Raw genomic sequence first — 12,382 nt, 5'->3', positions numbered from 1 at the left:
TGCCGCTTGTCACCACACGTAGTTGTCCGCTTCGGCTACCACCCTGCTGGCGGCGGGGAGGAGCGCAACGAGGGGGCCGGCGTTGCGGGTCGCTACGAAGATCTGCATCTCAGCCTCTTGGGCGACTTCTTGGAGCGCTTCGACCATTGTCGCTAGATCTGCTTCGGGCATTTCTTCTGCTGCCGGGGAGTCCAAGACGAGCAGGCCGGGGTGTCGGCCGATGTTGTTTGCGTAGCCGTGCTTAACGAGTGCGATGGCAGTGGCGATCTTAACGCGGAGCTTCTCGCCTTCGGTAAGGTCGGTGTATGTGACACTCCGGGCGCCCTTCAGCATCGACATGCTCGCAGCGCCGTTTAGCCTGATGCGGCTGAGGTTGTTGGCCCCGAAGCTGTCCGCTAGGCGCTCGACGTCGGTGGAAATTAGCTTGAGTAGTGGGTCTTGTTCGTCTTTTACCCACCTCTGGAGTACCTGTTCTGCGGCGCCTGCCACGGCTGCACGTACAGGGTCAACCGGATCGATGACGGTGGGGTCGCTTGACTGGGTCAGTGCGTCGAGGGCGCCTTCAGCGCGCGCTAGCTCGATTTCCAAAGTTCGGCGGCTTTCGGCCGCGCGCAGCAGACCACGGCTGGCTTCGGCCTCTGCTGCTGCGATATCGCGTTGGCTGGCAAGCTCGCGGATCTGTTGCTGAAGAATCGTGGTTCGTTGTTCTGCGGCGCTGAGCGCTGCCGTAGCTGCCTCAATTTCGTCGACGGGACCATCATCGACCGTGTCAGACGTTGTGGCCCTTGTCATGAGCGCCGAGGTGACTGCGGCGGGTACCGATGCGGCGACAATTACGTCAGACTCGAGCGCCTCAAGATTGAGGCTACTCGTGCAGACCGAGCATTCGTGTTTGGTGGGTTCAGCCGCCTGTCGCTCGGCTGTCACTTCAGCTGTGCAGCGCGGACAGACGCTGGGGCGCATGCGGTGAAAGAATCTAGTCGCAAGCGCGGTCTCGTGCTTAGTGTGGCGACGGGCTTTGGCAGCTCTGAGCTGCTGTCGCGCAGTATCGGCAAGTTCGGCTTGCGCAATCAGCTTGCCTTCAAGTAGATGCACCTGCCGTGCGAGCTCGGAGGCCCGGGTCGAAAGGTTCAGTACCGTCTTCAGGTCAGAATCCTCTGCCGGGAGCGCGGCGACCTTTTCTTTCACTGCATCGACTGCTTGCTGGGCGTTTACGCGGTTTTGGCGCACTGCGTCCCCAGCGGCTATCGCTTTCGCCGCTGCGGAGGACTGCTCGGCCTCCATCCCGCGTCTGGCGGTCGTTGCGGCGGCTTGGGCGGGTGCCCACTGGGTACCGACGAACATTTGCATCATTCGGATGCCAAGGGTTTGTTCATTGCCGACGATGGGGTCTAGCTGGTTGGCGCGGACGACGAAGGCGCTTGAGTAAGCTGGCCATGCGTGCACGCGCGTCTGTGTGTAAGTCCAGACGGGGATGTGCTCGAGGTGGAGGCGGGGCATCATGAGCGAGCCCATCACCGCTCCGAAGTCTTCGCCGTCAAACTCGCCCAAAACGTGCGGCCTGTCGGGCCCACCGACGTCGCCGAGCTTGACTACCTGCCCCGCCGCGTGGCCGTCCCGGCTGTCGAAGGTGACCTGGAGCCGCTCGGGGCCGACGGTCCAATCGACTTCGACGTGTTGTATCCATTGTTTGATGTCATCCTGGAACCTTGCGCATCTACCGGTTAACGACCACATGAGGACGTTGAGTATTGTTGACTTGCCACGCAGGTTGCGACCTGAGCCGATTCCATTGACGCCGGTTTGCGGGCGCCACTGGAAGCTGAAGGGTACGGGGACGAGTCGTATGGTCGACGCGTCCTCGGTCGTCTGCACCTCGTCTGGCTCCTCGCCGAACAAGATGGAGATGTCATCCTGGGCCGCTCCGGTAATGCTGGTCTGGTTATGGAAAGCGCCTTCGGTGACCTCGATGGCGTCGCGGCCATCAGCGTCGGGATGTGTCGGCTTGAGTAGCTTGGTCCCGCTGAAGTGGATGCGCGTAACGCGAAGCGGCACTGGAATCGCTTTGGTCGCCGAGGCTGGGATCTTGAGGTCTTCCAGGATCGCGTCGACCTCGTCTGCGGCAAGAAGGTGCCGTCTGTCGCCACGCCGCCTGGCAAGGATCCGGACGACCTCTTCGGCAAGGGTGCTCACGCATAACCTCCGGTGCTGTCTGCGCTGGCAGCGACAATCGTTCTTGATTGGGTCAGCACAGATGCCCTGAGAGCGGCGAGACGGTGCTGTACCCGGGATGCGATTGGGGCGATATCGAGGCCTAGCTCCGTACCCGCGTAGGTGGCTTGCTGGTACTGCCGGTCCTTGAGGCGCTGACCGACATCATCGCCGGCAACAAGTTTCACCCGCTTCACCTGCTTCGCGTACCAGCCGAGCAAGGGCTCCTCTGCTAATTCGATGGCTGCGTCGGCACCTTCCTGCGTCAGGAAGAACTGGTTGCGCTGGCTCTTCTTGCCTGGCTGCCCAGTTCGCTGGAGCATTGCGAGACCGTATGTCTCAAGCATGGCGAAGGCATCGTCGAGCTGCTCATAGGCACCAAAGAACCAGCGCGGCATCGGGTACCAACGCAGGTCTGGCTCGGGGTCATTGAGCAACGACCACGCGACGTTGAGGTGATCGTCATGGATCTTTCGCGCCTCAATCATCGTCACCAGCTCATCGGCGAGGTAGTCCGGGTTGCGCATCCAGAAGTCCATGGCCTGGAGTCTCAGTTCGCTACGGATAACCCTCACAGCGTTCGTCGGATCGCCGTCCCGTACGGGTTCTCCGCACTCGGCAAGCAGAACCAACACACGAACGGCGTGTTGCGTCCTGGTCGCGGCAGGTCGCCCCTCGGCGCCCGCGGTACCTGCGGCTTCGGTCATCCCAGCACCCACTTCCCACGGTGACGTTGACGTGACCGACTGGCACGCTACCGGCCGCCGAGCACCGAAGGCGATCCGCCATATGGGCGCAACTGCGGCCTTCGCAGCTAGGCGCGTCGCGCAAAACCGACCGCTGACCCTTGAGATCGGTCGCCGATGAAGACCCCGGGTTGCCATCGTTCGCGGTACCCATGTTTGTCGGATATGCGGCAGTACTAAATGTCGCAGGTGCCGAGCCGTCACAGCCTGAGCGACTGCAGTGGTCCGATTCGATGCGACCAGGCGTTACTGCTTAGTTCGATGCAGTCGGTAGGTCCTAACGACTGTTCCGACGGTTCCGTTTGTTCGGGTGAGGTGTTGCTGTTCAACCAGGGCTGTACCGACCTCGACAGCGAAGAGGGCCGCAAGTTCCGCGTCGGCCGCGACCTGGCGCTGGCGCGTTTCTGTCTCGGATACCTCATCCCGCTGAGTCTCTTGCCAGCGGGGATTCGCGTGAGTGCCGCGGCCGTGCTCAGTGACAACTAAGCCTGCTTCGCGCAGGGCGGCTATGGCTTGGCGGATTGTGCCGCGACTCGCCCGAAACTCTGCAGTGAGCGCGCTCTCGGCTGGCAAGAGCGCCCCGGGCGGAATGGCACCGCTCGCGATCCGCCCCTTCAGCTCGTCGGCGATTACGCGGTAGCGGGGCTGTCCGTAGTGCGGGGTGGGCACCTGCTCACCGTACCTGGCACTTGTCTTACCAAGTGCCAAGCAAACGACCTATTTGGATGCCTAGACAACTCGTCCACTTGTAGATACGTTTCCTGGTGTGCGGTCGAGGTGACGGCTCGTGTCAGGGGTGTTTCACCCTGGAGCGGCCGCATGTGATGCGCGGCGTCCTGTCGGACCGGTTGCGGTAGCCGCGCGGACAAGTTGGCTTGGCGATACCCGATCCGTCCGGCGTCGGACGGTGCGCCGTGCCTTCATCCGGGCCGGTGGTAGGCCGCATTCCCCGTGGCTGACCACCGGTCCCCGTCTACCCGTGGAGGTGCGATGTCCGGCTCCCATCGTCGACACCGTTGGTTCTCGTCCTGGTGGTCTCGGGGGCGCCCATCTGACTGGTATGCCGGCGGCAACGTTCCGTCGAGTTCTCTCGCGGCTCCTACGACCTTCTCGCCGCCGTGGTCGACGGACATCACCCGCGAATTGCCTGCGCTCCGGCATGTGCCCTTGATGACGCGAGCCCAGCTCTTCCGAGGCAACGGCGGGCGGTGGCCGCGATGAGTCGTACGAACAAGCCGGCTGCCGTCACGAGCCACCCGGATTGGTGCGCCCCGGATCGCTGCGGCTACCTGGTGCCGCCGGTGATGTCGCATATGGCCCGTCGTCATCGCGGCTCGATGCAGCGGGTTGGTGAGAGTCGGGCGGGCGGGCTCGTCGTCACGTACCTCATCAGTGCTGAGGCTTTGGGTGGTGCCATGGTCGGCGTTCACGTGACGTGCCGGGGCGGGAACGCTTGGGCTGAGTTGTCGTTGCCGCAGACGGTTGAACTGGCCCAGCAACTTAGCGACCTCGTAACGCAGGTACTCGGTCTGGAGGGGGTCGACGATGAGTGAGGGCATCCCCGTCACGCGGCGCTGGTCGCCGTCGTCGATCGCGCCGGCCGTGTGCCCGGTGTGGTGTCGGGGCTGTGGACCGAACGACCCGATGCACCGCGGGCTTCTCTCCACCATTGGACGGGAGCGGACCGGCTGGGTCACCGTCCAACTGATCGTCGACCGGTTCGCCCGCCGGGACCTGGCCGTGAAGCTCGACGCGACCCGATACGGCGCGACGCAGACCGTGCTTCTGTCGCCCGCGCAGGTGGACCGGCTCATCGACGAGCTGGTGTACGCCCAGCTGGAGATGCTGACACCGGCAGAAGGCGGCGAGCAGGCTGGAGAGACGCGGTGAACGCTAACACCCGTCGAGGCTCAGCCGTTCCTCGTACTCCTGGCCTGCGCCCTGCGCGGCCACCGCGAGCAGCGATAGCCGTACCGCCGGTTCCTGAGCGGCCCGCCGGCGGGACCACCTGGCAGACGTTGGAACGTCTAGGGGGTACGGTGACCGGTGTGCAAGGCCGGGACTGGCGCCCTCGCTACCTGCAACTCGCGGAAGAGTTGCGGGCGAAGATCGTGGGCGGCGAGCTGGCCCCCGGGACTCTGATGCCCAGCGAGACCGAATTGGCCGACACCTCGGGCCTGTCGCGTACCAGCGTCCGCAATGCCATCCGGCAGCTCCGGGAATGGGGCCTGGTCCGCGCGGAGCAGGGGCGCGGCACCTACGTGCGGGCACCCCGCCAGCGGGTACGCCGTCGCAACACCGAGCGGTACCAGTGGGAGAAGGATCGCGTCCTGCTCGACGAGGACGAGCGGCTGAAGACTGGCGCCACCGAGCACGACACCGGCCTGACCGTCGATGACCTGAAGTTCCACGCCGAGTACTCCCAGGTGAAGGCTGATGCGGAGATGGCGGCGGCCTTGCAGGTCGAGCCTGGAACGCCGCTGCTGCGCCGGGTCTACTGGACGTCCTCGCGGCACGAGAACGCACCGCTGACCGTGTCGTACTCCTACCTGCCTCATGACCTGGTGGCCGCGAACCCGGACCTGCTCGACGCGGGCAAAGAACCGTGGCCGGGCGGCACACAGCACCAGCTCTACACGCTCGGCATCGAGCTGGACCGAATCGACGACGAGATCCGCGCCCGCCCACCGTCGCCGGACGAGGCCGAGTTGTTGGACATCGACCCGGGTGTCTCCGTGCTCACCGTGCGGAAGACTTCGACCGACACCACCGGCCGAATCGTCGAGGTCGCCGACGTGGTGATGCCGGGGGACCGCACCGAGCTTGTCTACTCCCACAAACTCCAGCGGTGGAAAACTTGACGCAGCTCGTCTCGGTCATCACTCCGGTTCACGCGCCCAGCATCGAGCACTTGGCTGGCGCCTACGAGTCGTTGGCCAAGCAGGAGATGCCTGTCGGTTGGGACTGGGAATGGCTCGTTCAAGAGGACGGTCAGACCGGCGCCCTGGTCGACGCGCTGCCCGACGATCCCCGGGTCAGTCTGGGCACCGGCCGTCCCGGTGGGCCTGGTGTTGCCCGTACCCTCGCGCTCTCCCGGGTCACCGGGCAATTCATCAAGGTGCTGGACGCCGACGACCAGTTGACCCCCGGCGCGCTCGCCCGGGACATCGCCGCGTTCGATGCGCACCCGCAGATCGGCTGGACCACCTCGCGGGTACTCGACCTGCTGCCCGACGGGTCGACGGCCGGATGGGACAAGGACCCGGCCGGCGGGGTCATCGACCGCGGTTCGGTCCTGTCGTTCTGGCAGGCCAACGGCTACCGGGCCTCGGTGCATCCGGCGACCCTGTGCCTGCGGCGGGATCTCGTCTTCGCCCTGGGCGGCTGGATGGCCCTGCCCGCCTCCGAGGACACCGGCCTCCTGCTCGCCGCCAACGCGGTCAGCGCGGGCTACTTCACCCGCGAATACGGCCTGCTCTACCGCAAGTGGCCCGGACAGGTCACCAGCCAGGCCTCGCATCGGGAACCGGCCGAGTACCAGGCACGAATGAAGATCATTGGGGCCAGAGCGGCAGCTCTGGCTGCAATGCTGCCTGGCGGCCTGCTGCTCATGCCTCCGGCGTAGCCACTTGACCCGGCAGTGCCGGTAGGAGCGTGGCTGCGCTCCTGCTCTCAAGCGGAATGCTGAGTCTACGAGTATTCCTCTTTCTGCGCCTCCCGCTCGATTGTTGCCGAAGATGCTGTCGGGGTCGACGGCCAGGCACGCAGCGCCGGTCATCGGCTGGGGTGACCGTCAAGGGCGAGCAGGGCATCCGCGTAGGCGAGGGCGGCCGTCGTCGCGGCCGCCTTGGTGATAGGGCCGTTGATGGACGGGCTAAGCCGCGTCTGGTGGTCGGGGTTCTCTGCGAGGGTTTCGCGTCGGTGCCCACGTCGACGTACAGGCCGATGTGTCGCGGCCCAGCCGGGCTGATGTGGTCGCGCATGTACCCGGGTTCGCGGCCGTAGGAGCCGTCCGGGGGCGGCGGTGTGGCGTTGTTCGGGGACGACCCGTTCGCCCTTGCGGGTCATCTCTCGGCCGACGGGCCCTGATTCAGAATGGAGGAGCCGTTCGGCTTCGCCGTGGTTCCACACGACCGGGCCATGCTTCACCACCTGGTCAGCGATTGACGGACCCTTATTTCACCTAGTATCGTTAAGGCCATGTCGGATGGACCCGTGCGCATCACCGGGCCACTCCTGGCTGTCCTGTATGCCCTCCTCGCCGCAGATGGTTATGAGCTGCACGGCTGGGCAATCATGAAGACGACCGGGAAATCGGGCCCGACGATCTACAAGATCCTCGAACGGCTCGCCGAGTCGAAGTGGGTCACCTCCCGGTGGGAGGACGAGGCCGAGCCGGGTAAGCCTCGCCGCCGCTACTACCGCCTTACCCCGCACGGCACGTCCAGCGCCCGCGAACTGATCGCCGCGCGGCAGCCGAAACCCGCACAGACGGTGCGCGCCCGCCTGGCCATCGGCTGGTGTGAGGCATGAACGGCTGGGAGATCGTCATCGGCGTCATCCTTGGCCTGCTGGTCAACGAGATGACCGACCTCTCACCGTGGGCCGCACGGCGGCTGGTCCGCTGGGCGGCCTACCGGTGGACGACCGACCCGGACGTAGCCGCCGGGTACGCCGAGGAGTGGACCGCGATCATCGAGGAGCGGCCCGGGAAGCTACTCAAGCTTCTGACGGCCACCCAGTTCAGCGTGGGGGCAGCGCGGAGGGCTGTGCCGCGGACGGTCGTTGCGATTCTTATCGGCCACAAGCGCAGGCTGGCAGAACTGCGAACCGATGAGGAGATGCGCGGGCTGGGACCGCCCGCGTTGATGTGTGTCGGCGGCATCGCGAGTGCGGGTCTTGCGTTCGTGGTGGACCGTGAAGAGCTGACGCCCTTCATCGTCACAATGCTCCTGGGCTCGCTTGCGATGCTTGTCGGCCTGGTTGCCGAGATCCGTCAACGGCGGCGTTCGAGGCTGAACAGGGTGTCGTAGTCGCAGGCGGCGAGCTGCGGGACGGTTGACTCCTCGGCAGCCTCCCGGGCCATACCCCGGCACACCGCGTACTCCACCCAGTCGCCCTTGCAGGCACCCCTGACCCGGCCGCTCCACCGGTTCGGTCGCTGGATCGGCGAGCTGCGGGGCGGTTTGCGCGGCGGTGGTGTCGGGCATCCGGTGCGGCACCGTGGCGCCCTGGTCGGTGGGCTCGGGTTCGCCGATCACCTCCGGCTCCTAGCCGCGAGCTGGTCGCGGTTCAGTTCGTCGATGTCGACTTGGGTCATGCCCTGACCCAGCCAGTACGCCACCCAGTCGTCGCGGCGGGCGTTCCCAGCGGGGCGGGGGATCACATCGGCGCGGCCGGCAGCACGTCGACACCTACGGTGAGGTTCAAGTTCTCCACGGCGGAGGCCTACACGTCGTCACCCGATAGTGGGGAACCTGCCGAATGCTAGGCAGGCGTGCGGGTTGCCGGGGTGAGGGCTGAGCCTCGGGCCTCGATGGTTGCGCGGGCAGCCTGCTGCTCATGCCTCCGGCCTAGCTTCGTGACCCGGCATCCCGTGGGTGCGGCGCCGCTCCTTCATCTCCGCCTCGAAGATGTGCCGCCGACCGCCGGCTAGCTTCTCCCGCGCGTCCCGCTCGATCTCCTGGAACGCGGCGTAGTAGCCGTCGTCGAACTCCTCCACGATCTGGAACGTCCACCGGCCCGGTAGCACGTTGCGCCCCAACAGCTCGTGCTCGACCCGGTCGGCCATCTCGTCGTGGCCCGCCTCCCGGAGCAGCCTCACCACCCGGTCAAGGGTGAGATCCGCGCCGCCGACGAGTTGGTGCGCCGAGTACAGGTGACCGCGTACCCGGTGAACGGTCTCCAGTGCCTTGCTCAGATCCCCCAGCGCTTCCACAGTGGTGTCGTTGACACCCGCAGGGCGTGAGTGGAGTTCGTCTATTGACTTCTTGCTGCTCATGGCGCAGCAATACCCGTACGCAAGCCTTCTACCCATGTCGGCTTGAAGGTGTCCAGCGTTGGCCGAATACGGATCTCGCCAGCGCGTCACGCCATTCATGAGCCCACTGCGGTCTAGCATCACCGATGGCAGTTCACCGATTACCTCTGGTGGGCAGGGCGGCCATCGTCGCACGTTCAGAAGGCGATAAGGCCGCTCCCAACCTAGAGGAGGTCGAGTGATGCCGAGCAAGAAAAGCCGGTCTCGAGGGAAGCGCGGGTCCGGTCGGCAACGGGCACCCGGAAGGGCCGGAGCCGGCTCCCTGATCGAGTTAATTTTCTTGATCATCAGGCTGCTGGTGCTGGCAACTGCCTGGTCTGGCGCTGGCACCGAGGAGGATGAGTCCGGCTACTAGACCGAACTCATCCCCCTCGGGGGTTGGACGCCTCCGCAGCTTGTCCTTGGCGGGTCGGTTGCGGGGGCTTCCTCCGTTCCGGCCGTCGGCGCAGGTCGCGATCGTCGCTTCGCGTTGCGCTGAACGTTCAACGCAACTAACAATCACAACCTAACCTTCGGTTCGTGCACCAACTTACACACGAACCCTGATAGGTAGATGTCATACGCGCCGTATTGGAAGTAGTAAAGCTATCGAGTATGGCGTGCGAGTAACCGGCGGACCGTGGTTCTGTTCGCCGCCAGGCACGGTCTCGTCCGACCCGTATTGGTGTAGCAGCTAGAGGTGCGGGCGCTATGGGGAGCGCACTAGCCCTCCTCTTGGAGCGAGCCTCTGCGCGAGCGTTCCCCTTGGCGCCGCGCCTCTGCCGGCTCGTGGCGCGCGGGACCCGTGACCGTCGATGGACTTTCACGAGTCGGGGAGCACTCCTCCCGCAGCACTCGTCGTTGCTGGCCTTGACCTTCCAGGCCAGAATCGCGCAACTTGTTGACTTGTCTGCCAAGTGCCATCTACCTTGGATCTCAACTTGGCAGACAAGTTAACAAGCTGGAGGTTGAGCAATGGCTCTGCGAGGCGGCACGAGGTTCGCGGTGCGGTGTGAGGACGTGTTCCCGGCGGGGTGCGCGTTGGTCCCCGAGTCTCTGGGCGAGGTCGAGGACTACGACGAGAAGACCGGTCGGCGTAGCCCGGCGAAGGACAAGCTGACCGGCCAGCGGGTGTGGCAGGTCCGGGTGATGGACCTGGATCCGGAGCTGGGGAAGCGGTCGCGGGAGACGACGGTGAAGATCTCGGCGGACTACCAGCCGGTGCCGCCGACGGGTGGCCTGTTCGAGGCGGTGGAGTTCGACGGCATGACGGTCACGCCGTACGTGGGCAACAACGGTCGGATGGCGTATTCGCTGCGGGCGACCGGGATGCGTGCCCCGGCGGGCGTGGCGACGAAGGCGGCGCAGTAGCCGCATCTGGTGGGGGCGGGGCTGTCAGGTCTTGGCGGACGGCAGCCCCGCCCTCTGTCTCTTTCCCCTGCTCTGTCGAGAGAGGTAGTGACATGTCCAAGCGTATGCCTGCCGTCCTGCGGCGACCCACAGTGGCGGGTGCGCGATGATCCGCCGGCCGCGGGGCGAGGTCGTGATGACCACCGCCGGGGACCTGATGGTGATCCGGCCGCGTCGGCTGGAGCTGCCAGTCTGGCTGATCGCGATCGGCCTGGTGCTGCGGTGGCTGTGGCGGGGCCTGTGGTGGTGCCTTCGCCACCCCGTCGCCGTCGGCCTGGTCGTGGCCGGGGTGAGCCTCTACCGCGAGTTCGGCCGGGCCGGCGTGATCGTGCCCGTGGTCCTGGCCGCTGCCGTGTCGGCACTGTGGCGGTGGCGGCACGAATCGTCCTGGTGGACCTGGTGCGCCGGCCCAATCCTCGGCCGGTTCCGCCAACTCTTCGTCTACCGACGGGCCTGGCGTGAGGCCATGACCCTCTGCGGCCTGGCCAAGGTGTACGACCATCGCACGGTCCTGCCGGAGCTGCTGCGGGTCCGCTCGGATTAGGCGCTCGACGTGCTGACCATCCGCATGGTCCGCGGCCAGACACCGGAGGAGTTCCAGAAGGCCACGGCGAACCTGGCGTACGCCTTCGGCCGGCGGCACGCCCGGGTCTACTCCGAGCGCCCCGATGACCCGCCGATCCGGTCGGGCTACTGGGCGTTGGTCCTGGGCGCGGTGGATCGGCTGCGGTTCCGGGATCGACCGTCGGTGGTCTATCTGGTGGTGGTCCGCACGGACGCGCTGCGCACCCTGGTCGACCCGTTCGACGTCCCATCGGTGCCCGACTTCACCGCGTTGCCGTTGGCTCGGCGGGAAGACCTGCGGCACTGGTGCCTGCACCTCCTCGCCACGCACGTACTCATCGGCGGCGCCACCCGCTCCGGTAAGGGCTCGGTGCTGTGGTCCCTGGTCCGGGTCCTGGCCGGCGGGATCTCCTCCGGGCTGGTCCGGCTCTGGGTGATCGATCCCAAGGGCGGCATGGAGTTCGCGATGGGCCGGCCGCTGTTTGCCCGGTTCGCCTGCAAGTCGTTCGAGGCCATGGCCGACCTGCTCGACGAGGCCGTGACAGTGATGCGCGAGCGGCAGACCCGCCTTGCTGGCGCGGTGCGGGTCCACACTCCGACCCTGGCTGACCCCCTGGTCGTGGTCGTCATCGACGAGATGGCGGCACTGACCGCGTACCTCCAGGACGTCGACCTACGCAAACGCATCGCCGGCTCACTCGGGCTGCTGCTGTCGCAGGGTGCCGGCGTCGGCGTCCTGGTGGTGGCCGCGTTGCAGGACCCCCGCAAGGAGGTACTGCCGTTCCGGGACCTGTTCCCGACCCGAATCGCGCTCGGACTGACCGAGGCCGCTCAGGTCGACCTCGTGTTGGGCGACGGCGCCCGCAACCGCGGCGCCCTCGCCGACCAGATGCCCCGCTGGGCCAAGGGCGTCGGCTACGTGATCCTCGACGGCACCCCCGAGCCAGCCCGGGTCCGCTTCTCCTACATCTCCGACGACCACATCCGGGAGCTGGCCGCCGAGTACCCGGCGCCGGCCGACGCGGCGGACATCCTCGCCCAGGTCGGCCGGGAAACCGCCACCGAACCGACCCGCCCACCCCTGCCCCGGCAGCGTCGCGGACCACTACTGCCCGACTCGCTGCTGAACATCCTCGACCGCGACACCGACGGGGGTGAGCCGCGGTGACCGCCCCGACCGCCGGCCGGACCTTCTACCGGCTTCGCGCACCCGGTACCGACGGCGCCACCAGCACGGCCGTCTCCGTCCGCGTCGACCCTGACCGGCCCGATGCGTACCCGGTCTATCTCGCCGTCGGCGGCGGCCGGCGCCGCATGTACCTGACCCCCGACGAGGCGTGGGCGCTGTGGCGCTGCCTCTCCGAAGCGGTGGCCTCCCTCGGCGAGCCACCCGAGCACATCCGTACCCGCGTCGCCCCGGCCCGGAGGTAAC

At 66.5% G+C, this 12,382-nt stretch carries 12 protein-coding genes and 2 pseudogenes; 10 read left to right on the top strand and 4 right to left on the bottom strand.

Annotated elements, in window-relative coordinates; all coding sequences use genetic code 11:
- Positions 1 to 9: 9 nt before the first annotated feature.
- Together GA0070561_RS18820 and GA0070561_RS18815 are read right to left on the bottom strand one after the other, a co-directional pair.
- Complete coding sequence (locus tag GA0070561_RS18820; protein ID WP_091402470.1) at positions 10 to 2,193, bottom strand: ATP-binding protein; 2,184 nt, start codon at positions 2,191 to 2,193, stop codon at positions 10 to 12.
- Positions 2,190 to 2,750 (bottom strand): hypothetical protein, encoded by a 561-nt coding sequence (locus GA0070561_RS18815; RefSeq protein WP_141710399.1) that lies wholly within the window; start codon positions 2,748 to 2,750, stop codon positions 2,190 to 2,192. Before GA0070561_RS18815 ends, GA0070561_RS18820 begins: the two co-directional genes overlap by 4 nt.
- A 525-nt stretch (positions 2,751 to 3,275) precedes the next feature.
- Between GA0070561_RS18815 and GA0070561_RS34290 the strand changes: the two genes are divergently transcribed.
- On the top strand, positions 3,276 to 3,443 hold the full coding sequence (locus GA0070561_RS34290; protein ID WP_244166308.1) for a hypothetical protein: 168 nt from the start codon (positions 3,276 to 3,278) through the stop codon (positions 3,441 to 3,443).
- A gap of 27 nt (positions 3,444 to 3,470) precedes the next feature.
- Here the strand turns inward: GA0070561_RS34290 and GA0070561_RS34740 are convergent.
- A pseudogene (locus GA0070561_RS34740) lies at positions 3,471 to 3,626 on the bottom strand (GntR family transcriptional regulator); the annotation flags it as partial.
- 548 nt (positions 3,627 to 4,174) lie between these two features.
- On the opposite strand from GA0070561_RS34740, the gene GA0070561_RS34285 reads away from it, so the two are divergent.
- The 6 genes from GA0070561_RS34285 (at position 4,175) to GA0070561_RS18780 (ending at position 7,990) form a co-directional block, all read left to right on the top strand.
- On the top strand, positions 4,175 to 4,510 hold the full coding sequence (locus GA0070561_RS34285) for a hypothetical protein (RefSeq protein ID WP_244166307.1): 336 nt from the start codon (positions 4,175 to 4,177) through the stop codon (positions 4,508 to 4,510).
- Positions 4,511 to 4,601: 91 nt separating this feature from the next.
- Positions 4,602 to 4,847, top strand: coding sequence for a precorrin-4 C11-methyltransferase (locus tag GA0070561_RS18800; RefSeq protein WP_091402463.1), 246 nt, complete (start codon positions 4,602 to 4,604; stop codon positions 4,845 to 4,847).
- A gap of 149 nt (positions 4,848 to 4,996) precedes the next feature.
- Positions 4,997 to 5,818 carry a GntR family transcriptional regulator gene (locus GA0070561_RS18795; protein WP_091402461.1) on the top strand — a complete coding sequence of 274 codons (822 nt, stop codon included), beginning with the start codon at positions 4,997 to 4,999 and terminating at the stop codon, positions 5,816 to 5,818.
- Positions 5,806 to 6,582 (top strand): glycosyltransferase family 2 protein, encoded by a 777-nt coding sequence (locus GA0070561_RS18790; RefSeq protein ID WP_244166305.1) that lies wholly within the window; start codon positions 5,806 to 5,808, stop codon positions 6,580 to 6,582. The genes GA0070561_RS18795 and GA0070561_RS18790 overlap by 13 nt, the downstream gene beginning before the upstream one ends.
- Before the next feature lie 590 nt (positions 6,583 to 7,172).
- Positions 7,173 to 7,490, top strand: a complete 318-nt coding sequence (locus GA0070561_RS18785; protein WP_244166304.1) for a PadR family transcriptional regulator — start codon at positions 7,173 to 7,175, stop codon at positions 7,488 to 7,490.
- Complete coding sequence (locus GA0070561_RS18780) at positions 7,487 to 7,990, top strand: hypothetical protein (protein WP_091402454.1); 504 nt, start codon at positions 7,487 to 7,489, stop codon at positions 7,988 to 7,990. Before GA0070561_RS18785 ends, GA0070561_RS18780 begins: the two co-directional genes overlap by 4 nt.
- Before the next feature lie 527 nt (positions 7,991 to 8,517).
- On the opposite strand, the gene GA0070561_RS18775 is transcribed toward GA0070561_RS18780, so the two are convergent.
- A complete protein-coding gene (locus GA0070561_RS18775; RefSeq protein WP_091403533.1) occupies positions 8,518 to 8,958 on the bottom strand; it encodes a hypothetical protein in 441 nt (146 codons plus the stop codon).
- A 993-nt stretch (positions 8,959 to 9,951) separates the two neighbouring features.
- Between GA0070561_RS18775 and GA0070561_RS18770 the strand changes: the two genes are divergently transcribed.
- From GA0070561_RS18770 to GA0070561_RS18760, 3 genes and pseudogenes are all read left to right on the top strand, one after another.
- Entirely contained in the window at positions 9,952 to 10,347 is a 396-nt protein-coding gene (locus GA0070561_RS18770) for a transcriptional regulator (protein ID WP_091402451.1), read from the top strand.
- A gap of 175 nt (positions 10,348 to 10,522) precedes the next feature.
- Positions 10,523 to 12,118 (top strand): annotated as a pseudogene (locus tag GA0070561_RS18765) (FtsK/SpoIIIE domain-containing protein).
- Entirely contained in the window at positions 12,115 to 12,381 is a 267-nt protein-coding gene (locus GA0070561_RS18760) for a hypothetical protein (protein ID WP_091402449.1), read from the top strand. The pseudogene GA0070561_RS18765 and the gene GA0070561_RS18760 overlap by 4 nt, the downstream one beginning before the upstream one ends.
- Position 12,382: the final 1 nt, after the last annotated feature.

The organism is Micromonospora saelicesensis, from assembly GCF_900091575.1.
GTDB classification, from domain to species: domain Bacteria; phylum Actinomycetota; class Actinomycetes; order Mycobacteriales; family Micromonosporaceae; genus Micromonospora; species Micromonospora saelicesensis.
The sequence above is the reverse complement of the archived record's forward strand: the minus strand, read 5'-3'. Positions and strand labels throughout refer to the sequence as shown.